General features: G+C 71.5%; 29 protein-coding genes. 15 read left to right on the forward strand and 14 right to left on the reverse strand.

The genetic code is table 11. The features are described 5' to 3' along the window. Positions 1-192 precede the first annotated feature (192 nt). Both ACH54P_RS18720 and ACH54P_RS18725 read left to right on the forward strand, forming a co-directional pair. Positions 193-363 (forward strand): hypothetical protein, encoded by a 171-nt coding sequence (locus ACH54P_RS18720; protein ID WP_489914434.1) that lies wholly within the window; start codon positions 193-195, stop codon positions 361-363. A 56-nt stretch (positions 364-419) separates the two neighbouring features. Beyond that, positions 420-1,022: a hypothetical protein gene (locus tag ACH54P_RS18725; RefSeq protein ID WP_489914436.1), complete on the forward strand. Its 603-nt coding sequence runs from the start codon at positions 420-422 to the stop codon at positions 1,020-1,022. 17 nt (positions 1,023-1,039) lie between these two features. On the opposite strand, the gene ACH54P_RS18730 is transcribed toward ACH54P_RS18725, so the two are convergent. Together ACH54P_RS18730 and ACH54P_RS18735 are read right to left on the reverse strand one after the other, a co-directional pair. Then, positions 1,040-1,873: a carbon-nitrogen hydrolase family protein gene (locus ACH54P_RS18730; RefSeq protein ID WP_489914438.1), complete on the reverse strand. Its 834-nt coding sequence runs from the start codon at positions 1,871-1,873 to the stop codon at positions 1,040-1,042. Beyond that, a complete protein-coding gene (locus ACH54P_RS18735) occupies positions 1,852-2,634 on the reverse strand; it encodes a DUF1295 domain-containing protein (protein ID WP_489914440.1) in 783 nt (260 codons plus the stop codon). Before ACH54P_RS18735 ends, ACH54P_RS18730 begins: the two co-directional genes overlap by 22 nt. Before the next feature lie 30 nt (positions 2,635-2,664). Between ACH54P_RS18735 and ACH54P_RS18740 the strand changes: the two genes are divergently transcribed. Together ACH54P_RS18740 and ACH54P_RS18745 are read left to right on the forward strand one after the other, a co-directional pair. Continuing rightward, positions 2,665-3,156: an EXPERA domain-containing protein gene (locus ACH54P_RS18740; RefSeq protein ID WP_489914442.1), complete on the forward strand. Its 492-nt coding sequence runs from the start codon at positions 2,665-2,667 to the stop codon at positions 3,154-3,156. An 11-nt stretch (positions 3,157-3,167) separates the two neighbouring features. Beyond that, entirely contained in the window at positions 3,168-4,379 is a 1,212-nt protein-coding gene (locus tag ACH54P_RS18745) for a threonine synthase (protein WP_489914444.1), read from the forward strand. Here the strand turns inward: ACH54P_RS18745 and ACH54P_RS18750 are convergent. Further along, positions 4,376-4,729 (reverse strand): arsenate reductase family protein, encoded by a 354-nt coding sequence (locus ACH54P_RS18750; RefSeq protein WP_489914446.1) that lies wholly within the window; start codon positions 4,727-4,729, stop codon positions 4,376-4,378. The genes ACH54P_RS18745 and ACH54P_RS18750 overlap by 4 nt on opposite strands. 55 nt (positions 4,730-4,784) lie before the next feature. Between ACH54P_RS18750 and ACH54P_RS18755 the strand changes: the two genes are divergently transcribed. Further along, positions 4,785-5,378 carry a TetR/AcrR family transcriptional regulator gene (locus ACH54P_RS18755; RefSeq protein WP_489914448.1) on the forward strand — a complete coding sequence of 198 codons (594 nt, stop codon included), beginning with the start codon at positions 4,785-4,787 and terminating at the stop codon, positions 5,376-5,378. Then, positions 5,375-6,004, forward strand: coding sequence for an enoyl-CoA hydratase/isomerase family protein (locus ACH54P_RS18760; RefSeq protein WP_489914450.1), 630 nt, complete (start codon positions 5,375-5,377; stop codon positions 6,002-6,004). The genes ACH54P_RS18755 and ACH54P_RS18760 overlap by 4 nt, the downstream gene beginning before the upstream one ends. On the opposite strand, the gene ACH54P_RS18765 is transcribed toward ACH54P_RS18760, so the two are convergent. Together ACH54P_RS18765 and ACH54P_RS18770 are read right to left on the reverse strand one after the other, a co-directional pair. Beyond that, positions 5,979-7,190: an RNA polymerase sigma factor gene (locus tag ACH54P_RS18765; RefSeq protein ID WP_489914452.1), complete on the reverse strand. Its 1,212-nt coding sequence runs from the start codon at positions 7,188-7,190 to the stop codon at positions 5,979-5,981. The two genes, ACH54P_RS18760 and ACH54P_RS18765, sit on opposite strands and share 26 nt — an antisense overlap. Positions 7,191-7,285: 95 nt before the next feature. Next, positions 7,286-7,636, reverse strand: a complete 351-nt coding sequence (locus ACH54P_RS18770) for a YciI family protein (RefSeq protein WP_489914454.1) — start codon at positions 7,634-7,636, stop codon at positions 7,286-7,288. A gap of 105 nt (positions 7,637-7,741) precedes the next feature. Between ACH54P_RS18770 and ACH54P_RS18775 the strand changes: the two genes are divergently transcribed. From ACH54P_RS18775 to ACH54P_RS18785, 3 genes are read left to right on the forward strand one after another with little or no spacing between them, the layout of a single operon-like run. Then, positions 7,742-8,194: a hypothetical protein gene (locus ACH54P_RS18775; RefSeq protein WP_489914456.1), complete on the forward strand. Its 453-nt coding sequence runs from the start codon at positions 7,742-7,744 to the stop codon at positions 8,192-8,194. Next, positions 8,188-8,412 carry a helix-turn-helix transcriptional regulator gene (locus ACH54P_RS18780; RefSeq protein WP_489914458.1) on the forward strand — a complete coding sequence of 75 codons (225 nt, stop codon included), beginning with the start codon at positions 8,188-8,190 and terminating at the stop codon, positions 8,410-8,412. Before ACH54P_RS18775 ends, ACH54P_RS18780 begins: the two co-directional genes overlap by 7 nt. Further along, on the forward strand, positions 8,409-9,371 hold the full coding sequence (locus ACH54P_RS18785) for an NAD(P)-dependent alcohol dehydrogenase (RefSeq protein WP_489914460.1): 963 nt from the start codon (positions 8,409-8,411) through the stop codon (positions 9,369-9,371). The genes ACH54P_RS18780 and ACH54P_RS18785 overlap by 4 nt, the downstream gene beginning before the upstream one ends. Here ACH54P_RS18785 and ACH54P_RS18790 read toward each other — a convergent pair. The 3 genes from ACH54P_RS18790 to ACH54P_RS18800 all read right to left on the reverse strand — a co-directional run bounded on the left by ACH54P_RS18790 (position 9,361) and on the right by ACH54P_RS18800 (position 11,590). Continuing rightward, positions 9,361-10,248: a M48 family metalloprotease gene (locus tag ACH54P_RS18790; RefSeq protein ID WP_489914462.1), complete on the reverse strand. Its 888-nt coding sequence runs from the start codon at positions 10,246-10,248 to the stop codon at positions 9,361-9,363. The two genes, ACH54P_RS18785 and ACH54P_RS18790, sit on opposite strands and share 11 nt — an antisense overlap. Before the next feature lie 93 nt (positions 10,249-10,341). Beyond that, on the reverse strand, positions 10,342-11,166 hold the full coding sequence (locus ACH54P_RS18795) for an NAD(P)H-binding protein (protein ID WP_489914464.1): 825 nt from the start codon (positions 11,164-11,166) through the stop codon (positions 10,342-10,344). A gap of 55 nt (positions 11,167-11,221) precedes the next feature. Then, a complete protein-coding gene (locus ACH54P_RS18800) occupies positions 11,222-11,590 on the reverse strand; it encodes a YciI family protein (RefSeq protein WP_489914466.1) in 369 nt (122 codons plus the stop codon). 161 nt (positions 11,591-11,751) lie between these two features. Between ACH54P_RS18800 and ACH54P_RS18805 the strand changes: the two genes are divergently transcribed. The 3 genes from ACH54P_RS18805 to ACH54P_RS18815 are packed head-to-tail and all read left to right on the forward strand — an operon-like array spanning position 11,752 to position 13,124. Then, positions 11,752-12,540 (forward strand): WD40/YVTN/BNR-like repeat-containing protein, encoded by a 789-nt coding sequence (locus ACH54P_RS18805; RefSeq protein WP_489914468.1) that lies wholly within the window; start codon positions 11,752-11,754, stop codon positions 12,538-12,540. Beyond that, on the forward strand, positions 12,510-12,836 hold the full coding sequence (locus ACH54P_RS18810) for a WD40/YVTN/BNR-like repeat-containing protein (RefSeq protein ID WP_489914470.1): 327 nt from the start codon (positions 12,510-12,512) through the stop codon (positions 12,834-12,836). The genes ACH54P_RS18805 and ACH54P_RS18810 overlap by 31 nt, the downstream gene beginning before the upstream one ends. Before the next feature lie 3 nt (positions 12,837-12,839). Continuing rightward, a complete protein-coding gene (locus ACH54P_RS18815) occupies positions 12,840-13,124 on the forward strand; it encodes a ubiquitin-like small modifier protein 1 (protein WP_489914472.1) in 285 nt (94 codons plus the stop codon). Here ACH54P_RS18815 and ACH54P_RS18820 read toward each other — a convergent pair. Further along, positions 13,099-14,511 carry an MFS transporter gene (locus tag ACH54P_RS18820; protein ID WP_489914474.1) on the reverse strand — a complete coding sequence of 471 codons (1,413 nt, stop codon included), beginning with the start codon at positions 14,509-14,511 and terminating at the stop codon, positions 13,099-13,101. The two genes, ACH54P_RS18815 and ACH54P_RS18820, sit on opposite strands and share 26 nt — an antisense overlap. Before the next feature lie 24 nt (positions 14,512-14,535). Here ACH54P_RS18820 and ACH54P_RS18825 point away from each other — a divergent pair, with 24 nt between their 5' ends. Further along, positions 14,536-14,967: a MerR family transcriptional regulator gene (locus ACH54P_RS18825; protein ID WP_489914476.1), complete on the forward strand. Its 432-nt coding sequence runs from the start codon at positions 14,536-14,538 to the stop codon at positions 14,965-14,967. Here ACH54P_RS18825 and ACH54P_RS18830 read toward each other — a convergent pair. From ACH54P_RS18830 to ACH54P_RS18840, 3 genes are all read right to left on the reverse strand, one after another. Further along, positions 14,964-17,819 carry a hypothetical protein gene (locus ACH54P_RS18830; protein WP_489914478.1) on the reverse strand — a complete coding sequence of 952 codons (2,856 nt, stop codon included), beginning with the start codon at positions 17,817-17,819 and terminating at the stop codon, positions 14,964-14,966. The genes ACH54P_RS18825 and ACH54P_RS18830 overlap by 4 nt on opposite strands. Before the next feature lie 59 nt (positions 17,820-17,878). Next, on the reverse strand, positions 17,879-19,015 hold the full coding sequence (locus ACH54P_RS18835; RefSeq protein WP_489914480.1) for an FAD-dependent oxidoreductase: 1,137 nt from the start codon (positions 19,013-19,015) through the stop codon (positions 17,879-17,881). 140 nt (positions 19,016-19,155) lie between these two features. Continuing rightward, the gene (locus tag ACH54P_RS18840) at positions 19,156-19,740 is read right to left on the reverse strand and encodes a toll/interleukin-1 receptor domain-containing protein (RefSeq protein WP_489914482.1); all 585 of its coding nucleotides are present in this window, start codon (positions 19,738-19,740) and stop codon (positions 19,156-19,158) included. Positions 19,741-19,807: 67 nt separating this feature from the next. Here ACH54P_RS18840 and ACH54P_RS18845 point away from each other — a divergent pair, with 67 nt between their 5' ends. Then, positions 19,808-20,818 (forward strand): NBR1-Ig-like domain-containing protein, encoded by a 1,011-nt coding sequence (locus ACH54P_RS18845; protein WP_489914484.1) that lies wholly within the window; start codon positions 19,808-19,810, stop codon positions 20,816-20,818. Continuing rightward, positions 20,815-21,690 (forward strand): hypothetical protein, encoded by an 876-nt coding sequence (locus tag ACH54P_RS18850; protein WP_489914486.1) that lies wholly within the window; start codon positions 20,815-20,817, stop codon positions 21,688-21,690. The genes ACH54P_RS18845 and ACH54P_RS18850 overlap by 4 nt, the downstream gene beginning before the upstream one ends. 36 nt (positions 21,691-21,726) lie before the next feature. On the opposite strand, the gene ACH54P_RS18855 is transcribed toward ACH54P_RS18850, so the two are convergent. Both ACH54P_RS18855 and rlmN read right to left on the reverse strand, forming a co-directional pair. Then, complete coding sequence (locus ACH54P_RS18855) at positions 21,727-21,993, reverse strand: hypothetical protein (RefSeq protein ID WP_489914488.1); 267 nt, start codon at positions 21,991-21,993, stop codon at positions 21,727-21,729. Positions 21,994-22,031: 38 nt separating this feature from the next. Continuing rightward, the gene (gene rlmN, locus ACH54P_RS18860; protein ID WP_489914490.1) at positions 22,032-23,138 is read right to left on the reverse strand and encodes a dual-specificity RNA methyltransferase RlmN; all 1,107 of its coding nucleotides are present in this window, start codon (positions 23,136-23,138) and stop codon (positions 22,032-22,034) included. Positions 23,139-23,293 lie beyond the last annotated feature (155 nt).

Genomic DNA, 23,293 nt, shown 5'->3' on the forward strand with positions numbered 1-23,293 from the left:
GTTGACCTCAAGGACGGCGTGCACGTGCAGCCGCACAGGACGGTTACGTCCAATGGGTGATGCTCCGCACTCGTGGCCCGGATCGCACACTTCAAGCTGGAGAACTGTCGGTCCCCACCGGAGTATGGAACCCGAGACCCCGTCCGAGAGGAGTTCGCGTTGACTGCGATCGCAGAGCGACCCGGGAGCGACGTGACTCAGGCCACTGCCACCGACCTCGAAGAAGCGATCAGGAACGCACTGGAACACGCCGGGCTCACCTTCGACGAGCTCGCGGAACAAGCCAGGAGCGGAGACTTCGAGTCCACCCGTGCGCGCCTGGCTTGGGTGGCGATCGGCGACCTGCACGGAGGCGTGCGCTGAGGTCCACTTTCGAGCTGGCTCAGGAGTCTCGGAAGTTCAGCGACGACCTCGCCGCGTTGCTGAACCGGACGGTGTGCACGAACGTCAAGCTGAGTTCCGTCATCTCGAACGAGAAGAGCCCGCGTTCCGTTGTCGGCTACCAGATCAGTAAGCACGTCCTGGACGCGCGCGTGGGAATTCCTCTCGCCATGGACAACAAAGAGCCGCGGCTCTTTCTGGGACTGTCGTACCGCCTCGCTCCGGACTCGAAGTCCGAGTACCTGATGGTCGTATCATCGGCGCTGGTCGTGACCACCGACAAGGATCTGAGCGAAGAGCTGTTCCACTACGACTACGAAAGAAACAAGTCCGACGGATACCCCGAGGCCCACCTGCAGATCTGCGCGACCTCGAAGGCCTGGCAGAAGGCTTGCACACGGCCCGACGGCACGACTCGCGAGATGGCCCGCCTGCATTTCCCGGTCGGTCCCCGGAGATTTCGGCCCACCATCGAAGACCTGATCGAGTTCCTCATCGTCGAGAAGCTGACGCCTGGCCGCACGGGGTGGCCGGACGTCGTCGAGGCGAGTCGCGAGAGGTTCCGGGTCAAGCAGTTGCGTGCCGCAATACGCAACGACCCCGAAACCGCCAGGCAGATGCTCAGCGAACTCGAAAGCTAGCCGAGAGCAGGACGGCGTCACCGCAGGAAGGTGACGCCGTCCTGGGGGCGCTCGTCCACCGTCAGCGCGAAAACGTCCGGCCTCGCGTAGTGGCCCGAGACGTCGAGGCTGTGCCGCGCGGTGACCACCTCCTCGAGGTCGATCTCCGCCGTGAGCAAACCCTCCGCGCCGTACAGCGGGCCCGCGAGGACCTCCCCCAGCGGGCCCACGATCACGCTTCCACCCCGGAACGGGTCCTCCCCCGAAGACTCGTACGCGCACGCCGAAACCACGAAACACCGGCCTTCGTCGGCGATGTGGCGCATCGACGCCTGCCAGACGTCGCGGTCGTCCACCGTCGGGGCGCACCAGATCTGGACGCCCTTCGCGTACATCGCCGCGCGCAGGAGCGGCATGTGGTTCTCCCAGCAGATCGCCGCGCCGGCGAGGCCCGCCGCCGTCGGGACCGCGGGGAGTGTCGAGCCGTCGCCGCGGCCCCAGACCAGGCGCTCGCGCGCCGTCGGCACCAGCTTCCGGTGCTTCGCGACCAGGCCCCGCGACGGGTCCAGGAACACCGCGGTGCTGTACAGCGTCGAGCCGTCGCGCTCGATGACGCCGGCCACCAGGCTCGCCCCCGTCCGCGCCGCGAGCCCGGCCAGCTCCGCCACCTCCGGCCCCGGCACGGTCACCGCCGCGCGGAAGTACTCGGCGAACGGCTCCCCGCGCGGGTACCCGCCGAGGACGGCCTCGGGCAGCACCACCAGGGCAGCAGCCCCGCGGAGCTCGTCCTCGAAGGCCAGGACCCGCGAGAGCGGCACCCCCGTGCCGATCTGCAGGGCGGCGACGACGGTCATCCCCGCGCCGGCCGCCACGGCACCACCGCGGACGTCCGCCGCTGGTAGTCGGCGTACTCCGGGTACCGCGCCTTGCTGATGCTCTCGGTGAACCGCGTCGAGCCGACGAACAGCAGCGTGAGCAGCACCGCGCCGACCACCGTCCACTGCAGACCGCCCGCGACGACGCCGAACGCGGCGATCGCCCACCACTGCGCCTGCTCGAAGAAGAAGTTCGGGTGCCGCGAGTAGCGGAACAGCCCGGCCTGGAGGAACCGCGTCGGCGCCCGGCCCGCGTGCTTTTCGCGGTGGAACTCCCACTGCTGCTGGTCGGCGACCGTCTCCCCGGCCAGGAACCCGGCGAAGATCACCGCGACGACGACGTCCGCGACGCCGAACGAGCCCCGGTGGTCCAAAGCGGTCAAGGCGGGCAGCGTGATCAGCAGCAGGATCGCGTTCTGGTAGAGCGAGATGAAGAAGAAGTCGAACAGCTGGAACTGCCACGGCGCCATCCGCTCGCGCAGCACCGCCCACCGGTAGTCCTCGCCGCCGCGGGCGTAGCCACCCTTCCGGGCGAAGTTGAACGTCAGCCGCGCGCCCCACAGCGTGACCAGCGCGAACATCACGTCCAGCCGGGCGTCGGCGAACCCGGCGGCGCCGGCGAAGATCCCCAGGTAGGCCACCGGCACGATCGACCAGATCCGGTCGACCCAGGAGTACTCCCTGGTCAGCACGGACAGCAGCCAGGTGCCGAGCGTCACTCCGGCGAAGACGTACAGGCACACCCGCAGCGCGTCCATGTGCTCACCTTAGGACCTAGGATCGGTGGTATGAACCTGCCGCTGCGGGAACGGAAGATCGACGTCTTCTTCGCGGTGCTGTTCTCGGCCTTCACGGTGACGTCGCTGATCAGCGACCTCCTGCCGACCGTCGGCGTCGACTTCTCGAAGCCGTCGGGCAACTTCTTCGTGAACTCGAACTACTGGTACGCCCACGACGCCGACCCGCTGTTCATGCACCCGCCGGACTGGATGCGGATCGTCACCGGCCTCTCGGCGTTCGTCTACATGCCCTTCTACGTCGTGCTCGTCTTCGCGCTGCTGACCGGGAAGAACTGGATCCAGCTGCCGTCGGTGGTCTACGCGACGATGATCGTCACGCTGACCGGGATCGTCGTCTTCGGCGTCGAGTTCTTCGGCGACCCGGCCACGCGCACCGGCAACCCGGCGAAGTTCCTCGCGTTCAACCTGCCCTACGTCCTGGTGCCGCTCCTGCTGCTGGTCCGGATGCGCGCGCCGAAGCCGTTCACCCGCCGTTTCTGACCGGAGGCGCCGTGCCGTACTCGTTCCTCAGCCACCTCGACTGCTCCCGGACCGGCGAGCGCTTCGACGCCGACGCCGTCCAGGGCCTCTCCCCGGCCGGCGCGCCGCTGCTCGCGCGGTACGACCTCGACGGCGTCCGCGAAGCCGTGACGCCGAAGGAAATCGCCGGGCGCGAGCCGACGCTGTGGCGCTACCACGAGGTGCTGCCGGTGCGGTCGCCCGAGCACGTCGTGAGCCTCGGCGAGGGCATGACGCCGTTGCTGCGGCTGCCGCGTTACGGCCGCGAGCTGGGGCTTTCGCGGCTGTGGATGAAGGACGAGGGCCTGGTCCCGACCGGCACCTTCAAGGCCCGCGGCGCCGCGGTCGGGGTCTCGCGGGCGGCCGAGCTGGGCGTGCGCGGGATCGCGATGCCGACGAACGGCAACGCGGGCGCGGCGTGGGCGTTGTACGCCGCGCGCGCCGGTCTGACGAGCCTGATCGCGATGCCGGACGACGCACCGGCGATCACTATGCGCGAGTGCGTCGCCGCGGGCGCCGAGCTGTACCGGGTGGACGGTCTCATCGGCGACGCGGGCAAGCTCGTCGCGGCGGCGGTGCCGCGGCGCGAGGGCGTCCAGGACGTCTCGACGCTGAAGGAGCCGTACCGCATCGAGGGCAAGAAGACGATGGGCTACGAGATCGCCGAGCAGTTCGGCTGGCGGCTGCCCGACGTCATCCTCTACCCCACCGGCGGCGGCGTCGGCATCATCGGGATCTACAAGGCCCTGCTGGAAATGCGGGCGCTGGGCTGGATTTCGGGAGAACTCCCCCGGCTGGTGGCGGTGCAGGCGACCGGGTGCGCGCCGATCGTCGACGCGTTCGGGCGCGGCGCCCGCGAAAGCGAGCCGTTCCCCGACGCGCGCACGGTCGCCTTCGGCATCACCGTGCCCAAGGCGCTGGGCGACTTCCTCGTGCTCGACGCGGTGTACGCGACCGGCGGCACCGCGGTCGCCGTCACCGACGAGGAACTGCTTGCGGCGCAGCGGGAACTCGCCGAACGCGAAGGCACCTTCGTGTGCCCGGAGGGCGGGGCGTGCTTCGCCGCGTTGCGGCACCTTCGCGAGTCGGGGTGGCTCGAAGGCGATGAAGACGTCGTCGTGCTCAACACCGGCGCCGGGATCAAGTACCCGGAGACGGTGCCCCTGGACGTACCGCTGCTCGCGAAGACCGACGCGATCCCCTAGAGGACCGAGCGCACGGCTTCCGGCGTCCGGCCGACGACCGTCGTGCCGTCGTCGGCCGTGATGATCGGGCGCTGGATCAGCTTGGGGTGCTCGGCCAGCGCGGCGATCCACCGCGCCCGGTCCCCGGGAGCGCGGCCCCACGTCTTGACGCCCAGCTCCTTCGCGATCGGCTCGGCCGTGCGCGCGATGTCCCACGGCTCGAGGCCGAGGCGCTTCAGCACGGCTTCGAGCTCCGCCGGCGTCGGCGGGTCTTCGAGGTAGCGGCGCACGGTGTACTCCGCACCCGCTTCGTCCAGCATCGACACCGCGGACCGGCACTTCGAGCACGCCGGGTTCACCCAGATCTCCACGGGCGGCAGCTTACCGCGATGGTTTTGGAGCACTCGTTCTGTTACTGTCGCCGGCATGCCCCGCCCCCGCGTCCACGACCTCGACGCGCTCCTCGACGTCGCCGAGCGGCTCGTCGCGTCGTCGGCGGAGGTCACCGTGCGCGGCCTGGCCGCCGCGGCGGGAGTGCCGAACGGGACGATCTACCACGCGTTCGGCTCGCTCAACGCGGTGCTGGCGCGGGTCTGGCTGCGCGCGGCGACCGCGTTCCTCGACCTGCAGACCTCGCTGGTGGACCAGGCTTCCTCACCGGTCGACGCCGTGGTCGCGGCGGCCGACACGCCCGCCGTGTTCGCTTCCCGGCGTCCCGACGGGGCCCGGATGCTGCTCACGGTGCGGGGTGACCGCCTGTTCGGGCCCGAACTGCCGGACGAGCTGGCGGACGCCCTGCACGCGGTGGACAAACGTCTGGTCGCGCTCCTCGTGCGACTGGCGCGGCAGCTGTGGGACCGCGGCGACGGCCTGGCCGTCGAGGTGATCACCACCTGTGTCGTCGACCTGCCGACCGCGTTCTTCCGCCGCGACCTCACCGACCCCCTGGTGCGGGAACGGCTCGCCGCCGCCGTGCGGGCCGTGCTGACCGTGCCCCCTCGAGAGAAGGACCGACCGTGACCGATCCCGTTTCCGTGCTGGACCTCGGCGACGACGAGAACCGCTTCTCGCCGGACCGGCTGCAGACCGTGCACTCCTTTTTGGACGGCGTGGAAGGCGCCCTCGTGACCACGGGCGGCGGCAAGTTCTACTCGAACGGCCTCGACCTCGAGTGGCTGACGGCCCACGGCGGCCAGGCCGCGCAGTACGTCGCCGACGTGCAGGAGCTGCTCGCCCGGGTGCTGACGCTGCCGGTGCCGACGGTCGCGGCGATCAACGGCCACGCGTTCGGCGCGGGCGCGATGCTGGCCATGGCGCACGACTTCCGCGTGATGCGCGCCGACCGGGGGTACTTCTGCTTCCCGGAGGCGGACATCAACATCCCGTTCACGCCGGGGATGGCGGCGCTGATCCAGGGCAAGCTGACCCCGGCCGCGGCGATCGCGTCGATGACCACGGGACGCCGCTTCGGCGGCGTGGACGCCTTGGAGGCCGGCCTGGTGGACGAGGTCGCGGCCGAATCCGAACTGGTCAAGGTGGCGAGCGAGCGCGTCCGCGTGCTGGCGGGCAAGGACCGCGGCACCCTGGGCGCGATCAAGGCGACGATGTTCGCCCCGGCCGTCACGGCTCTGCGCGCCCCGGCCTGAGGCGGCGGCGCAGGTGGGCGCGTTCGGGCTCGGTGCCCGCCAGTGCCAGGGCTTCACGGTAGGCCGACTCGGCCTCGGCAGTCCGGCCGAGACGGCCGAGCAGGTCGCCTCGCGCCGCCGGGAACGGGCTGTACTCCCGCAGGCGGGGTTCCCCGGCCAGCTCGTCGAGCAGCGCGAGACCCGCCGCCGGGCCGTCACGCATCGCGACCGCCACCGCCCGGTTCAGCTCCACCACCGGTGACGGCGCCAGCCCGCGCAGCACGTCGTAGAGCGCGACGATCTGCGGCCAGTCCGTGCGAGCCACGTCCGGGGCCTCGTCGTGCAGCGCGGCGATCGCGGCCTGGACGCCGTACAGCCCGGGCGGGCCGCCGGTCAGCGCGACGACCACCAGCGCGGCGCCCTCCTCGATCATCGCGCGGTCCCAGCGGCCGCGGTCCTGGTCGTCGAGCAGCACCAGGTCGCCGTCCGGGCCGGTGCGGGCGTCGCGGCGCGCGTGGATCAGCAGCATCAGCGCCAGCAGGCCGGCGACCTCGCGTTCGCCGGGCAGCAGCCGGCGCAGGATCCGGGCCAGCCGGATCGCCTCCTCCGCCAGGTCGAGCCGCTGCAGGTCCGGGCCCGAACTGGCCGCGTAGCCCTCGGTGAAGATCGAGTAGACGACCTGGAGCACGCCCGGCAGCCGCCCGGGCAGCTCGTCGGCGTCCGGCACCCGGAACGGGATCCGCAACGTGCGGATCCGGTTCTTCGCCCGCACGATCCGCTTGCCCATCGTCGCGCTCGGCACCAGGAACGCGCGTGCCACCTCGGGCGTGGTCAGCCCGGCGAGGCAGCGCAGCGTCAGCGCCGTGCGGTCCTCGGCCGAAAGGGCCGGGTGCGCGCAGGTGAAGAACAGCTGGAGCCGGTTGTCGGGGAGGCCGCCGTCGGGCGGCGAGGCGGGGGCCGCGCGCTCGGCCTCGACCTGCAGCACCGCGAGCCGGGCCGCGTAGGCCTGGTCGCGGCGCAGCCGGTCGACGGCCTTGCGCCGCGCCGTCGTCATCAGCCAGGCGCCCGGTTTCGGCGGCACGCCTTCGGCGGGCCAGTGCACCAGCGCGGCTTCGATCGCCTCCGACGTCACCTCCTCGGCCAGGTCGAGGTCGCCGAACCGCCGGACGAGCGCGGCGAGCAGCAGCCCGCGCTCCTCCCGGAACACCGCCTCCAGTATCAGCCGGGGCTCCGCCCCGGGCCGGGGGCTCCGCCACCCGGAACCCCCGAACGCCTCGTCCGACGCGGCCGCCGTCACCGCCGTCAGTCCCCGTACGAAGCGAGCGGCCGGACGACGATGTGCCCGCCGCCGCGGGATCCCGGGCAGCGCGCCGCCCAGTCGAGGGCGACGTCGAGATCCGGCACGTCGACGACGAAGTAGCCGCCCAGCACCTCGCGGGACTCGGCGAACGGCCCGTCGGTGACCACTCGCTCGCCGTGCTCGTCGACGCGGACCGCCGCGGCCGTGGTGAAGTCGGCGAGCGCGTTCCCGGAGACGTAGACCCCCGAGTCCTTGATGGTCTTGTCGAACAGCTGCCAGTCCTCGGGCGTGCAGCCGCCCATGGCCTCGCCGTCCGCGTCGAGCGAGGCGTTGATCAGCATCAGGTACTTCACGGGATCCTCCAGTGGCTCGGTTGCCGTACGCGGTGACTACGAACGGCCGACGCCGCCTTGGACACCCTCGCCGAAGATTTTCTCATGTCAAGAAACTTTGACACGATGTCTAATTTGTTTTACCTTGACGAGGTGACCCACGAAGAGAAGCGCGCATGGATCCTCGGGATCGCCGCGATAGCGAGTTACGCGGTCTACCTCGTCCTGGTCCTCGGCCGGGCCGGCGGGCGGCCGCTGGCCGAAGTCCCGTACGTCGCGACCCTGCTGTGGACGGTCGGCGCGTCCATCGCGGCGACGATCGTGCTCAGCATCCTGGCCGCGATCCTCTCGGGTGACGCCGGCCGGAAGGACCAGCGCGACCGCGAGATCGGCCGGTTCGGCGAGTACGTCGGCCACTCGTTCGTCGTCATCGGCGCCGTCGCGGCCCTGCTGCTGGCGATGGCCGAGGCACCGCAGTTCTGGATCGCCAACGCCGTCTACCTGGCGTTCACGCTGTCGGCCATCCTCGGCTCGGTCGCCCGGATCTTCGCCTACCGCCGGGGTTTCCAGCCGTGGTGAAACCGACCCGCGTCACCAACTCGCTCCGCGCCCTCCGGTTCGCGCACGGCCAGATGACCCAGGCCGGGCTCGCCGACCGGCTCGGTGTGACCCGCCAGACCGTCATCGCCATCGAGCAGGGCCGCTACTCGCCTTCGCTGGAAATGGCGTTCCAGATCGCGCGCGTGTTCGGGGTTCCGCTCGAAGACGTGTTCCAGTACCCGGAGGAGTCCTCGTGAAAGCCCTCGTCCAAGACCGCTACGGAAACCCTGACGTCCTCGGCCTGGCGGACCTCGCCAGACCGGCGCCCGGGGCCGGCGAAGTCGTCGTGCGCGTGCGCGCGGCCGGCGTCGACCCGGGCGTCTGGCACCTGACCACCGGAAAGCCGTACCTGCTGCGGCTGCTGGGATTCGGCCTGCGCGCGCCGAAGAACCCGGTGCGCGGCCTCGACTTCGCGGGCACGGTCGAGGAAACCGGCGACGGCGTCACGGCGTTCCGGCCCGGCGACGAGGTGTTCGGCACGGGCGAAGGCTCGTTCGCCGAGTACGCCGTCGCCCGGGCGGACCTCCTGGCCGCGAAACCCGCCCGGCTCTCGTTCGAGGAGGCGGCGGCCGTCGCGGTCTCCGGCTGCACCGCGCTGCAGGGCCTGCGCGACGCGGGACGCGTCCGGGCTGGCCAGTCCGTCCTGGTGATCGGCGCGGCGGGCGGCGTGGGGTCGTTCGCGGTGCAGCTGGCCAAGGCGTTCGGCGCCGAGGTCACCGCGGTGTGCAGCACGGGCAAGACGGACCTGGCCCGCGGGCTCGGCGCCGACCACGTCGTCGACTACACGCGCTCGGACTTCGCCGAGCGCAGCTACGACCTGATCCTGGACACCGCCGGCCTGCGCTCGCTGGCGCACCTGCGCCGGGCTTTGACCCCGCGCGGCACGCTGGTGATCGTCGGCGGCGAAGGCGGCAAGTGGCTGGGCGGCGTCCAGCGCGTGTTCCGGGCGGCGCTGCTGAACCCCTTCGCGCGGCACCGGCTGCTCGGGCTCTTGTCCCGCGTCCGGGCCGCGGACCTCGAGGTCCTGCGGGAGATGATCGAGGCCGGACAGGTCACGCCGCTGCTCGACCGCGCGTACCCGCTCGCCGACGCCGTCGCCGCGATCGGCCACGTCCACGGCGGGCACGCGGCCGGCAAGGTCGTCCTCACGCTCTGAAGCCGCGCTCCTTCAGCCGCTTGATCCGGTCGATGTGGGCCGGGTGCCCGGCCAGCAGCCGGGCCCACAGCCGCCGCTCGTCGCCGCGGTTGACCCGGATCCACTCCCGGAACAGCCTGATCAGCTCCGGTCCGTAGCCCAGCCGCGCCGCCATCAGGTCGGCCCGGTACTCGCCGAGCCGTTTCGACCACGCGAGGACCGGGCCGAGCAGGGGCGCCAGCAGCAGCCACGGGTCCAGGAAGGCGAGCGCGGTGAGGACGCCCAGCGTCAGCAGCACCGTGACGAGCACGGCCACCGACCGCCCGAAGGCGGCGAACGCCCGCCCGACGTACGGCACGGCCAGCGCGAGCAGCCGGACCAGGCGCGTCAGCAGCCGGGCCGGCAGCTCCAGCCACCAGACGAGCAGCGAAATCCGGGTGTGCCCGGACAGGTGGTGGCCAAGTTCGTGCGCGAGGATCGCTTCGAGGCTCGGCGGCGGGAGGTCGAGCGCGGTCCGCGTCACGGCGACGGTGTGCCCGCCCGCGGCGAAGGCGTTCAGCTCGTGCGACCGGTCGACCCAGATCCGGTAACGGTCTTCGGCCACGCCCGCCGCCGTGCAGACCGCCTGCCAGCTCGGGGTGAGCCGCGCCAGCTCCCGCGCGGTCGGCCGCCGCATGCCGAACAGCAGCGGCAGCAGGAAGTGCTCGAAGGCGGGCACGAAGGTGATCCCGCCGGCCACCACCCAGCCGGCCGGCACCACCCAGAAGTACCCGGGCCAGACCAGCTTCCCGGCCAGGCCGAGCACGAGCAGGCTGCTGGCGACCACCGGCACGGCGAGGACGACGGCGAGCACGGCGGAGAGATCGGGCCACGACCGCCGGCGCTCGTCCTCGCTCAAGTCCGCTCCCCTGGTGGCCGACAGCAGCACCACCTTGGCGCGAGGGGAGCCGGAGCACAACGCCCGTCCACCGGACGGCGGCGCCGGGTCTCCTCAGCGGAAGGCGTCCGCGTGCGCCTCGGCCCACTGGGCGAAGCTGCGCGCCGGCCGCCCGGTCACCTCGGACACCGTCGGGTACACCGTCGCCTCGTCCAGGGTTCCGTCGACGTAGAAGTTCCAGAACGCGTCGACGTACTCGCGCGGCATGCTCGCCTCGAGCTCCGCGCGCGTTTCGTCGTTCGACAACCCGACGAACCCCAGGTCGCGCCCCAGCACCTCCGCCAGCACGGCGACCTGCTCGGCGGGCCGCACCGCGACCGGCCCGGTCAGTTCGTACGTCCGTCCCTCATGGCCGCCCGCGAGCGCACGGGCCGCCACCGCCGCGATGTCCGCCGGGTCGACGGCGGCCGCCGCCACCTCCGGGAACTGCGCGCGGACCGTGTCGCCCTCGCGCAGCTGCGGCAGCCAGCGCAGCGCGTTCGACATGAACGCGCGCGGGCGCAGGAAGGTCCACTCCAGCCCCGACCCGCGCACCGCGCGTTCGGACAGCGTCATGTACCGGGAGACCGCGTTGTCCAGGTTCTCCAGGGCGGCCGAACCACCGGACAGCAGCACGATCCGGCGCACGCCCGCCTCGCGCGCCCTCGCCAGTGTGCCCGGCGTGTCTTCGTAGCCGGACATGAGGAAAACCCCTTCGACGCCCTTGAGCGCGTCGGTGAGGCCGGCGGGATCGTTGAGGTCGCCGGTGACGGCTTCGACGCCGTCGGGGAGCACCGTGTCCGGCCGGCGCACCAGCGCCCGGACCGGTTCACCCGCCCCCGCCAGCGCCGTGACCAGTTCCGCACCGACGTTGCCGGTGGCACCGGTGACCAGGAACATCGCTCCACCCCCAGAGTCGTCGTTCCCGGCCAGCCTAGCGCCACCGGCGACAGTGTCAGCCCTGCGGCAGATCCTCGTACTCGACGACCTGGCGCACCTCGACCTCGATCTCGAGGTCGAACAGCTCGACGTACCGCTTGGCGAACTCGACGGCCGCCTCCCGGTCCGCGGCGTTGATCAGCGCGAACCCGCCGATCACCTCCTTGGCCTCGGCGAACGGCCCGTCGGTGACGCGGATCGCCGCCCCGCGCGGCTTGCGCACCAACGCCCCCTTGTCGGTCTGGTGGACGCCCTCCGCGGTGATCAGGATGCCCTTCTCCGCGGAGTCCTGGATGAACGCGCCCATCTTCTCCATGAACTCCGGGGTGGGGTTCCACGCCGCCGGGTCGCGCTCGTCGATCCGGTGCATCATGAGAAAACGCATGGTCTGCTCCCTGGTGTCTTCGGCCGGGGCCCGGGTCTTCCCGGACGCGCTGACCGGCCTTCACCCCCGCGTCGATCGGCCGCTCCCGGCGTTCGACATTTCCCCGGGGAGATTTTTCCGGCAGAGTACCTGTGACGTGAGTCACGGAAGGAAGGTGCCGGATGTCTGTCCTGCTCGCGATCGGTACGCGCAAGGGTCTGTGGCTGGCGACCAGCCAGGACGGCCGGACGAGCTGGGAGGTGTCCGGCCCCCGGCACCCGATGACCGAGGTGTACGCGGTCGGCATCGACACGCGCCGCGCCACACCCCGGCTGCTGGCCGGCGTGACCAGCGAGCACTTCGGGCCGAGCGTCGCCACCAGTGACGACCTCGGCGCGACCTGGGACGAGCCCGACCACGCCCCGATCGCGTTCCCGCCGGACACCGGCGAATCCCTCGCCAGGGCGTGGCAGCTCGCGCCCGGGCCGGAGAGCGAACCGGACGTCGTCTACGCCGGCACCGAGCCGTCCGCCCTCTTCCGCTCCACCGACGGCGGCCGCACCTACGAGCTGGTCCGCGGCCTGTGGGACCACCCGCACCGCGAGCACTGGACGCCCGGGGGCGGTGGCAAGGCGATCCACACCGTGCTCCCGCACCCGACGGAGACCGGCCGGATCACCGTGGCGATGTCCACCGGCGGCGTCTACCGCACCGAGGACGGCGGCGAGTCGTGGCAGGCGAGCAACACGGGCATCAAGGCCGTCCACGTGCCCGACCCGTTCCCCGAGTACGGCCAGTGCGTGCACAAGGTCGCGACCCACACCCGGGGGCGCCGGACCGCTTCTTCGCGCAGGTGCACCACGGCGTCTACCGCAGCGACGACGGCGCGGCCACCTGGCAGTCCATCGCCGACGGGCTGCCCAGCGACTTCGGGTTTCCCATGGTCGTGCACCCGCACCGGCCCGAGGTGATCTACACCTTCCCGCTGGTGGCCGACGCCATGCGCTTCCCGCCGGAGGGCCGGTGCCGGGTGTACCGCAGCGAGGACGCCGGCAAGTCGTGGGAGGCGGTCGGCACCGGCCTGCCGGACGGGTACTGGGCCGGGGTGATGCGCGACGCGATGTGCGTCGACGACGCCGAACCGGCCGGGGTGTACTTCGGCTCGCGGACCGGCGACGTCTACGCCAGCCGGGACGAGGGCGACAGCTGGCAGCTCGTCGCGGCGCACCTGCCCGACGTGCTGTGCGTCCGAGCCGCGACGGTGTGAGCCGTGCGGATCACCGTGCTGCTGCCCGGAACGCTGCGGGACAAGGCGGGCGGCGAGTCCCGCCTGGACGTCGAGGTCGCCGAGCCGGCCACGCTGGGCACCCTCCTCGACGCGCTCGCCGAGCGGTACCCGGCCCTGGAACGACGGCTGCGTGACGAACAGGCGGGCCTGCGCCGGTACGTCAACTTCTACGTCGACGGCGAGGAGTGCCGCCACCGCGGCGGCACCGAGACCGAACTCCGCGACACCGCCGAGGTCCAGATCATCCCGTCGGTCGCGGGAGGCTGAGCTCGTCGAACAACGCCGCCGCGCGCCGGGCGGTCGCCGCCGCCCGGCGTCCGGTGCTGAGCAGCGCCAGGGCGAGGACCCCGGCGCCGAGCCCGGCGACCAGCCACCACACCCCGGCCGCCGTGCCGGTTCCCGTCCCCGCGATCGACCCGGCGATCGCGACGCCCAGCGTGGTGCCGGTCTGGCGGCCGGAGGAGGCCAGCGACCCGGCGACCCCGGCCATCGACCCCGGCATCCCGGAGACGGCGGTGTTGGTGATCGGCGGGTTGACCGTGCCGAGGAAGACGCCGAACAGCAGGAAGGTCGCGAGCACCAGGGGCAGCGGTGTGGCCGGTCCGAGCCCCGCCGACGCGGCGCCGCCCAGCGCGAGCGCGATCCCGGCGACCACCAGCGGCAGCCGCGGGCCGCGCGTGCCGACCAGCCGTCCGGTCTTCGGCGAGAGGACCAGGACGAGCACGCCGACGGGCAGCAGGCACAGCCCCGCCGCCCACGCCGTCATGCCGCGGACGTCCTGCAGGTACTGCGTGGTGACGAACAGGAACGCGCCGAACCCGCAGAGCGCGAACAGCGCCATGACGATCGCGCCGCTGAACGAGACGCTGCGGAACAGGCGCAGTTCCAGCAGCGGGTCGGCGCGGCGGGGTTCGTAGCGGAGGATGCCCGCGACGCCGAGCCCGGCGAGGACGAGCAGGCCGAGGACCGCCGGCGACGTCCAGCCCAGCCACCGCGCTTCGATGATGGCTTCGACGACGCTGCCGAGCACGACGACCACGAGCACCTGCCCGACCGGGTCGAACCGGCGGGCCCGCGGCGCCCGCGACTCGGGCACGAACAGCGCGGTGGCGACGAGCGCGGCGACGACGATCGGCACGTTGACCCAGAAGACGGCTCGCCAGCCGAAGCTGTCGACGAGCGCGCCGCCGAGGATCGGCCCGAGCGCCAGCGCCAGGCCGGACATCGAGCCGAACACGCCGATGGCGCGGGCGCGCTCCGCCGGGACGGGGAAGGTGGTGGCGACGATGGCCATCGCGACCGGGTTGAGCATCGTGCCGCCGACGGCCTGCACCGCGCGGGCCGCGATGAGCCAGCCGATGCCGGGCGCGAGGCTGCACAGCAGCGACCCGATGCCGAAGACGGCGAGGCCGCACTGGAAGACGCGCCGGCGGCCGAACCGGTCGGCGGTCGACCCGGCGAGCACGAGGAAACCGGCCAGCACCAGCGTGTAGGCGTCGACCGTCCACTGCAGACCGGAGACGGAGGCGCCCAGGTCGCGGCGGATCGACGGCAGCGCGACGGTGACGATGGAGATGTCCATCACCACGACGACGATGCTGGCGCAGCAGATCGCCAGCACGAGCGCCGGGCGGTGAGAGGTCGGAACGTTCATGGGAACGACGCTAGGATTTAGAGTGTGCTCGAAGTCAAACGCCCGATCCCCGCGGAGGGGCTGACCATCGCGGACGCGGCCCGCCGCACCGGGGTCAGCGCACACACGCTGCGGTACTACGAACGAGCGGGCCTGGTGGTCACGCGCGTCGACCGCACCACCGGCGGCCGGCGGCGCTACCGCCAGCTGGACCTGGACTGGATCAAGATCTGCACCAAGCTCCGGGCCACCGGCATGCCGATCAAGACGATCCGCCGCTACGCGGACCTGGTCGCGGCCGGCCGCGGCAACGAGCACGAACGGCTGGCGCTGCTGGAGGAGCACCGCGCCGAGGTGCTGGCCAAGCTGGCGGAGCTGCAGGAGAACCTGCAGCTCATCGACCGCAAGATCGGCGTGTACCGCGGCCGCCTGGAAGCCGGCGACGCGGACGGCCTGTGGGCGCCGGGGCAGCCTTAGCCCGCGTCACCGGTCGAAATCAGGCGTTCGACGAGGGCGGCGACGGCGCTGGGGTTGACGCCGGGGTGCTGCGAGCGGACGGCGCCGACCAGGCGGTTGCGGGTTTTCGCGCGGCTCTTCCCGCCCATCCGGCGGAGGTCGCCGACGGTGAGGCCCAGGGTGTCCAGCGCTTCGCGCACGGCCTGCTCGAGCACGGACGTGCTGTCTTCGGTGAGCAGGCCGCCGGATCGGGCCAGCGCCTCCGGCGGGGCCGCCGGGTCGTGGACGGTGAGCCGGATGAGGGCGGCCGCGTCTTCCGGCCGGACCCGGCCGGAAGCGAGCAGCTTCAGGACGTCCCGCGCGGTGCCGGTGGGGAGCGCGAGGTCGGTGACGTGGACGTCCAGCTCGTCGGCGGCCCGGCGCACGTGGGTGAGGAAGAAGTCGGCGGCCTGGTTCAGGCTGAGGCCGGGATCGCGGTCGGCCAGGTCGAGCACCTGCGTGGTGAGCCCCAGCCGGGTGACGCCGAGGGCGAGGGTGTCCCGCAGGCCGGCGCGGACCAGGGTGGTGACGTTCTCTTCGTCGGCCGGGGTGGTGTCCCGGTGCGTTCCGTGCCGCCTGCGGGCGGCGGTGTCGAACCACGGGTCCAGGGCGCCGAGGCGGGACCGCTCCGCCAGTGACGCCGATCGCGCGGCGAACACGTGCTTCCCGCCCGGTTCGGCGTACCGCAGCACCCGGCCGCCGAGGTCCGGGGTCACGTAGACGATCACCCGGTGGCGGGCGCGGAACCTGCGGAGCCCGGGAAGCCGGTGCACCGCCCGGATCAGCTCGACGGGGTGGACGACCACGACCCCGAGGTCGTCGAACGGGTACCCGACCGGCTCACCCCGCCCGGGGCGCGGGGCCCGGTTCGCCGCGCGGACGGCCGTCTCGAGGTGCCCGCCGGTGAGCTGGTGCAGCAGAGCGGCCGCCGCGGTGTCCCCGGTGGCCGCGTGGAACCGGTCGATCAGGGCACGGCAGGCTTCGGTGTGGCGACGCGGCGGCGGCGGTTCGGGTCGCCCGTCCAGCCGCGCCGTAGAGGCCGCGAAGACCCACGGGTCGACGTACTTCTCCTGCTGGTCGGTGCTGAGGTAGACGATTCCGCTCCCGTGGTTGGCGCGCGCCCCGGCCGCGGTGCCGACGACGTCGGTGCTCCCGACGTAGGAGCCGAGGAGCTCCAGCTCGTCGGCGGCCCGCACCTCGCGGTCGGCCAGGATCTCCTCGCGGAAGTCCAGGTAGCCGAGCAGTTCCAGCGGGGTGCGCAGCAGATCGGTGAGCAGGTGCAGGTCCTGGACGCTGATGATCAGCGGGATCGCCCCGTCGGGCAGGATTTCCCGCTGCCACAGCAGGTCCAGCGTGGTCGACGCGACCTCGAAGGCGTCCGCGGTGGGCACCACGACGTAGAACCGGCGGAGGGCGCGGGCGTTCAGGGTCAGCGACCGGCCCTCGTCGTCGGTCAGCGTGACGACGCGTTCCCGCTCGAGCGCGCGGACCAGGCGGGCGGCCTGGAAGAAGCCGTCGCCGACGGTCCGGCGCAGCTCCGTGGCGGCGGCCACCGGGTCGCCGGCCCGGGCCCGCCGGCTGAGGTACCCGCCCTTGCTCTCCACGACCAGGACCACGTCCCGCCACACCAGGACCCCGTCGACCTCGATGAGCTCGCCGGGGCGGGCACCCGCGTACTTCCCGCCCTGCAGGACGTGCGCGTCGGAGAACACCCGGGACAGGTGGCGGACCGCCTCGTTCTCGACGGCCGCACCGCGGGCCCGGTAGTACGGCAGGCTGGAGCGGCCGGCGAACACCCGCTCCACCACGCGGGAGAGGGTGGTGCTGATGACGTGCGGCAGGGTCAGCAGGACGTACTCGTCCTCCTGGACCAGGGGCGTGAAAGCCAGCGGTGACGGGAAGATCCGGCGGAACTGCGGGTTCCGGCCGAGAGCGGCGGGGTCGGTGGTGAGCAGTTCGCGCCACTGCTCGGCCTCGCCCCGCAGCTCTTCGGGAACGGCCTGGACCAGCACCGGCCAGGGCGCGAGCAGCTCGAGCGCGCACGCCGTCAGGACTTCGGCCGCGGGCGGGGACAGGACGAATCCACGCGGCAGGTGCAGCAGGGTGCCGTCCCGCGGCACGGCGCCGAGCGCGGCGTCGGCGTCGGCGATCTCCCGGCGGAACCGCTCGACGAGGTCGAACCGGTGCCGCATGACCAAGCGGTACAGCGAGAACAACACGGTCAGGTCCGGGTGGGTGCCGCCCCGCCGCCGGATCTGGTCCGCGAGCCGCACCGAGTATTCCCAGTCGTAGCGCGTGTGGAACGCCCCGCGCAGCGACACCCCGTCTTCGGCCAGCTGGTGGTGCACCTGCCGCCGGGCCGGGCCCCCGTCTCCCGAGGCGGCGTAGCGGTGCAAGACGCTTCGACGGCGGGCCAGGCCGAGGGCTCGCAGCGCCGCCTGCAGGCTGTCCCGGGTGAAGGACGAGGGCGCGCTGATCCGGCTCTGGGCGGAGGCGAGCAGCTCCATTTCGTAGGCGAACTCGTTGACCGGGCTGAACCCGCCCGGCCCGTGCTGTCCGAACAGCACGCCGACGCACAGGCAGTCCAGCAGCGCGGTGCGGTCCAGTTCGGCGCGGAGCGCGCGGGCCGTCACCTCCAGCTCGCGGTGGCAGGCCGCGACGAACTCGCCGATCTCGTCCGGGGCATGATCCTCGGGGGTGTAGAGCGGGCCCTCGAGGTCGTGGGCGACCGTGATGAGGGCGCGGGCGAGGCGGTCGGCCAGCGGCGTGCCGAACTCGGAGAGCACCGCGATCGAGTCGCGGGCGCTCCCGAGGTCGTGCGACTGGATCACCATCCCGCCCCCTCGCCGGTCGACGGGTCAGGGTAGCGCCCGATCCCGGATTTCGGGGCGGTTCAAGGTTTCTGCTCGTCCGGGGTGAACATGTCGGCGATGTGCTGGGGGACGTCGTCACCGAACAGGCTCTCGAGGAGGAAGGCCTCGTCGACGGGGGTTTCGGCGCGGACGAACATGGCCTGCTCGTAGCCGGCGAGGGCGGCCTCGACGTCGCCCGGGTGCGCGGCGAGCGCCTGGCCGAGTTCGGCGCCGTCGAGCATGGCCAGGTTGGCGCCTTCGCCGTTCGGTGCCGTGAGGTGGGCGGCGTCCCCGACGAGGGTCGCTCCCGGCACGCGATCCCACCGGAGCCCCATCGGCAGGGTGTAGTGGGGCCGCAGGACGGGCGCGGTGTCGGCGTCGGTGATCAGCGCGGTGAGCTCCGGCGCCCAGCCGTCGAACTCCGCCGCGACCCGCGCGGCGGCCGCGTCGGGATCGGTGAAGTCGATGGCGTCGAACCAGTCCAGCGGCTTGGTGAGCTCGACGTAGGCGTGCACCGTGTCGCCGCTTTCCCGGTGAGCGCTGATGCCCAGGCCGGGCGTGGTCCCGTTCGCGGCCATCGACCCGCCGCCGACCGCCTTCGCCGTCGCGGGATGGCGGGTGTCGGCGTCGAAGAGGTAAGTCTCGACGAACGACGTGCCGACGTACTCGGGTGTGGCGTCGGTGAGCAGCGGCCGGACCCGCGACCAAGCGCCGTCGGCTCCGACCAGCAGGTCCGTGACGACGGTGGTGCCGTTGGCGAAGGTCACCTCGTGCCGTCCTTCGCTCACCGTGCGGACGCTGACGACCTTGTGTCCCCAATGGACAGTGCCGTCCGGGAGCGCGTCGAGCAGCATCTGCCGCAGCTCGCCGCGCTGCACCTCCGGACGTCCACCCGTGCCGTCGTCGGCCTTGTCGAACAACACCGTCCCGTCCAGGTGGAGGATCCGCATCGCCTCACGGCCCTCCAGGACCAGACCCCGGAACTCCTCCATCAGCCCGGCCGCCTCCACGGCCAGCTGCCCGTTGTAGTCGTGGATGTCGAGCATCCCGCCCTGCATCCGCGCCATCGGCGACGACTCCGCCTCGTACACCACGACCGGAACACCGTGGACGTGCAGAACCCGGGCGAGGGTGAGACCGCCGAGACCGGCGCCGATGATCGTGACTGGGGTGGACATTCTGGCTCCTTGAGGCCGACTGGAATTTCGTTCCAGACTCTGGCCGGGCCCGCTGGCAGGGGGCGCATACGGCGCTGGCAGCGCCCTGTCAGGCCGCCGGTCACGGTGCCAGCTCGTCCCCTGGCCGTCGGCACCGCCTTTCATCGCCTGGTGGCTGGGCCCTCATCGACGGCACCCACCCGGGCTGCATCCTCTGCCGGGGAATTCGCGGGCGCTTCGCCCCACCGCGGTTGATCGGGAACCGATGCGGGGAGCGGCACGAGCATCGTCAACGTGGCAACCAGATGATCGACGTCCTGACGGAAATCGCGATGGCGCAGCCGGACAAACTGGCAAACAGCCAGCCGACGGATGCTGCCGGGGAGGGCGGCAGGATTCAGTTTTTCCTGTTCCCCCACGAAGACGGGAATCACCCGCACCCCCGCTTCGAACGCCGCGGCGATCTCGCGTCTGACCCAGTCGTCCCGCCGGTCGATGAGCCGGCGGCCGTGCCCATCGACAGCAGCGAGCCAGCCCGGACCGATCACCACCAGCAAGACTGCGCTTTGCCGGACCGCCGCAAGCAGGGCTTCATCGAAAATCACCCCGGGCGCCATCGAGCGATGATCGAGAAATACGGCTTCGCCGCCGTACCTTCGACAGAGTTCGCTATCGAGAGCCACCCCTGCCCAGGGTTGATCGGTCCCTCGGTAGTTGATGAAGATCAGTCCACTGGAACGCACCATGCGCATAGAGTGCGACGGGCACATTTATGTCCGCCAGCTTAACCAGTCCGCCTCCGGGAGGGCACGCATGACGAGCGGCATGCGCCGAGGACGACCTCGGCCCGCGCTTCCGGTGCACATGGTGGTCAGCCGCGAGCTGACCGCGGCGATGCGGCAGATCCGCATCGCGAACGGAGATCACACCTGGCACACCGTGCAGATCCTCAACGAGACGATCACTGACCTCTACCCCCAGGCCCTCGCTCCTTCAGCGGAACGCTCGTCGAGATCCACCCCGCATCTGGTCACGGACCGTTACGTTCTGCGCGTGGAACGCGGCCACAACGCGCAACTGCCGGTGCCTGACTGGTTGTCCGTTGCCCGCAAGCAGCAGTCGGCCATCGTGTCCGGCAGCCGGGTCCCCCCGTGGCTGGTCAGGGCGTACGACGTCGCCTTCGGCGCCGACGGGTACCTCGTCGACATGTTCGCCTGGGCGACCGCGCTGATCGCCGACCACGAACGCAACCCGCCCCGCATCAAGCGGCACCTGCCCGCGCACGTGCCGCCCGGCGAGGAGTACGCGTTCGTTTCCGCCGGAATGGACACGACCGACCAGCGCGTCGACGCCCTGCTCAGGCAGCAGGCCGAGACCCTCGCGGCACGGCGCGACCGCAGCGCGGGATCGCTTCCGTGGCTGCCGTCGCCCGACGACGGGTCAGGCAGCCTCGGCGACAACGACGACGAATTGCCCGAGGGAACCCTGGTCGCCCCCGGAGCCCAGGTGATCGCTCGCTGGGTCCTCCACAACACCGGGCGAAAGTTCTGGCAGGACCGATACCTCTATCGGGTGAACGAACCGGCCGTGGGTATCCGCACTCCGCCGTTCGTAGCCGTCCCGGACACCGCACCACGCGAAACCGTGGAAATCCGCGTTCCCCTCCGGGCGCCACAGAGACCAGGCACCTATCGCGCATGCCTGAAGATGGGCTGGCCGGACGGCACGTACTGCTTTCCCTCGACCCTGCTCGGGGTGATCGTCACGCTGATCGTGCCACCAGCAGACCTGGACAACGCGTTCGAGAACTGGCCGCACCAATGACGGACGAACAACGCCGTGCGTTGCGCAACGCCCGGGGCTCGATGTCGTTGCGCGCGTTCGCCGACCACCTCGTAGCCCACGGCCTGGCACCCGACACCCTCAGCAGGCAGCGCATCAGCAAGGTCGAACAGGGAGCTTCCGACCTTCCGGCGCGACTCTGGATGGAAGTGTTCGACGTGCTTTCCCGAGCCGGAGGTCATCCACCCGCCGATCTCCTGCCGCTGAAGCCCGTCGACCTCCCTGTCGATCCCGTTCCGGCCAACACGCCGGCGTTGCGCCTCACGCAGTGGCGCCGAATCGTCGAGAAGCTGCCGGGGAACCGGTGGTGGAACGACCCCGATCGCTTGATGGAACGGGTTCTCGGCGCAGAGAAGTCCATGCGGCATCGGCAACTCATGACGCAGCACGGATTCGACCTGCACGCGCTGCAAGCGGAGGTCCGTCGCCGTCTGGAGCTGGGTGCGCGCCTCCCGGACCGGGTCGACGTCGACCCGCAGGACAGCGTGCGGATCGACGTCACCGCCTCCACCTTGTCAGTGGTACTCGGCCGCGGGGACCTGTTCGTCCTCAAGGTGCAGCTGATCAACAACGGTACGGTGCCGTGGAAAGACCGGCTGCTCTACCGCCTGGGACCGCCGGTGTCCTCCAGCCTGCCGTTCAGCCCGGCCGTCCTCCCGGTACCCGACACGAATCCGGGCGGCACCTGCGAACTGGCCATCCCCGGACGCAGCCAGTGGTTCCCCAACCTCGCACTCGTCAATTTCGTCATGACGGCACCCAACCTCGCCCCTTGCCTCCACGGCAGGCTCCGGCTGGAGGTCGACACTCGAGACCCGCAACGCTATGACCACACGCTGGCCCTGCCGACGTAAGTGCGGCCGAGTCGATGGACGCGCTTCAGACTTGGCTCAGCGGTCGAGCCACGGAGCGAGCAGCTTCTCCAGATCAGCGTCCGACAACGCCCGCGGCCCGCCGTGGAACTCGTGCCAGCGCGACGCGTCACACGCCGCCGTGTACTCCACCTCGAACGCCCGCATCAGCACGTACATGAACGTCACCGAGCTGAACCGCTCACCCAGCAGCGTCCGAGCCTCGCGAGCCACCTCCGTCGCGCCACGGAAGTCCGCCAGCTTCAACTCTTCCGCAGCCGGGTCCAGCAGGCTGGGGGCATACATCACGACAAACTCTCCATCACAGAAACAGAACCGAAAACTCAGCCTTCAGCGGCCAGCTGGCCACAAGCCGCGGCGATATCCTGGCCCCTGGTGTCCCGGACCGTGCACGCCACCCCACCGGCATTCACCAGCCGCACGAACTCGCGCTCGACCGGCTTCGGCGAAGCATCCCATTTGCTGCCCGGGGTGGGGTTCAGCGGGATCACGTTCACGTGCACCAGCTGGCCCAGGTGCTTCCGAAGCCGCTTCGCCAGCAGCTCCGCCCGCCACGGCTGGTCGTTGATGTCCCGGATCAGCGCGTACTCGATCGACACCCGACGACCCGACGTGTCCGCGTAGTACCGCGCCGCCGACAGAACCTCGTCCACCGACCAGCGCTCGTTCACCGGCACCAGCGTGTCACGCAGCTCGTCATCCGGCGTGTGCAGCGAAACCGCCAGCCGCACCTGCATCTTCTCGTCCGCCAGCTTCCGGATCGCCGGCGCCAGACCGACCGTCGACACCGTCACCGAACGCTGGCCGATCCCCAGACCACCCGGAGCCGGATCCGTGATCCGGCGCACCGCCGCCACCACACGCTTGTAGTTCGCGAGTGGTTCACCCATCCCCATGAAGACGATGTTCGACAGCCGGCCGGGACCGCCCGGCATCGCGCCGTCGCGCATGACCGCCGCCGCCGAGCGGACCTGGTCCACGATCTCCGCCGTCGACAGGTTGCGGTCCAGGCCGCCCTGGCCCGTCGCGCAGAACGGGCACGCCATGCCGCAGCCGGCCTGGCTCGAGATGCACAGCGTCGCGCGGTCCGGGTAGCGCATCAGGACGCTCTCCAGGAGCGTGCCGTCGTGGGCGCGCCACAGCGTCTTGCGGGTCGCGCCGTTGTCCGCCGCCAAGGCGCGGACCTCCGTAAGCAGCGTGGGCATCAGGTCCGAGACCAGCCTGTCCCGCGAAGCCGCCGGGATGTCCGTCATCTCCTCCGGGTCGACCGTCAGGCGCGAGAAGTAGTGGTTCGACAGCTGCTTCGCGCGGAACGGCTTCTCCCCCAGCTCAGCCACCGCGGCGGCGCGCTCGGCCACCGAAAGGTCGGCGAGGTGGCGCGGCGGCAGGCCACGCTTGGGGGCGTCGAAGACGAGGGGGAGGGCAGTCATAGCTCCGCCAGTGTCCCACGGCCCCGAAATCCCCGCCCGAGCCGCCCCGCACGGCTGTAGGCCAGGTCACGAACCTCTTGAGCGCCTACACCCCACGCGACCGGAGGAAGGCGTCCCCGGCAGCGGTGAACCGACCGATCTCCGTACTGAGGCGT

Source organism: Amycolatopsis sp. N2S4-7, from assembly GCF_058119595.1.

Excerpts from the sequence above, each read along its gene's own strand:
- ACH54P_RS18775 (WP_489914456.1), top strand. The coding sequence starts at position 7,742 with ATGTCTAATTTGTTTTACCTTGACGAGGTGACCCACGAAGAGAAGCGC.
- ACH54P_RS18755 (WP_489914448.1), top strand. The coding sequence starts at position 4,785 with ATGCCCCGCCCCCGCGTCCACGACCTCGACGCGCTCCTCGACGTCGCC.
- rlmN (WP_489914490.1), bottom strand. The coding sequence starts at position 23,138 with ATGACTGCCCTCCCCCTCGTCTTCGACGCCCCCAAGCGTGGCCTGCCG.
- ACH54P_RS18805 (WP_489914468.1), top strand. The coding sequence starts at position 11,752 with ATGTCTGTCCTGCTCGCGATCGGTACGCGCAAGGGTCTGTGGCTGGCG.
- ACH54P_RS18810 (WP_489914470.1), top strand. The coding sequence starts at position 12,510 with ATGGTCGTGCACCCGCACCGGCCCGAGGTGATCTACACCTTCCCGCTG.
- ACH54P_RS18835 (WP_489914480.1), bottom strand. The coding sequence starts at position 19,015 with ATGTCCACCCCAGTCACGATCATCGGCGCCGGTCTCGGCGGTCTCACC.
- ACH54P_RS18735 (WP_489914440.1), bottom strand. The coding sequence starts at position 2,634 with ATGGACGCGCTGCGGGTGTGCCTGTACGTCTTCGCCGGAGTGACGCTC.
- ACH54P_RS18820 (WP_489914474.1), bottom strand. The coding sequence starts at position 14,511 with ATGAACGTTCCGACCTCTCACCGCCCGGCGCTCGTGCTGGCGATCTGC.
- ACH54P_RS18855 (WP_489914488.1), bottom strand. The coding sequence starts at position 21,993 with ATGTATGCCCCCAGCCTGCTGGACCCGGCTGCGGAAGAGTTGAAGCTG.
- ACH54P_RS18830 (WP_489914478.1), bottom strand. The coding sequence starts at position 17,819 with ATGGTGATCCAGTCGCACGACCTCGGGAGCGCCCGCGACTCGATCGCG.
- ACH54P_RS18845 (WP_489914484.1), top strand. The coding sequence starts at position 19,808 with ATGACGAGCGGCATGCGCCGAGGACGACCTCGGCCCGCGCTTCCGGTG.
- ACH54P_RS18850 (WP_489914486.1), top strand. The coding sequence starts at position 20,815 with ATGACGGACGAACAACGCCGTGCGTTGCGCAACGCCCGGGGCTCGATG.
- ACH54P_RS18800 (WP_489914466.1), bottom strand. The coding sequence starts at position 11,590 with ATGCGTTTTCTCATGATGCACCGGATCGACGAGCGCGACCCGGCGGCG.
- ACH54P_RS18740 (WP_489914442.1), top strand. The coding sequence starts at position 2,665 with ATGAACCTGCCGCTGCGGGAACGGAAGATCGACGTCTTCTTCGCGGTG.
- ACH54P_RS18840 (WP_489914482.1), bottom strand. The coding sequence starts at position 19,740 with ATGGTGCGTTCCAGTGGACTGATCTTCATCAACTACCGAGGGACCGAT.
- ACH54P_RS18795 (WP_489914464.1), bottom strand. The coding sequence starts at position 11,166 with ATGTTCCTGGTCACCGGTGCCACCGGCAACGTCGGTGCGGAACTGGTC.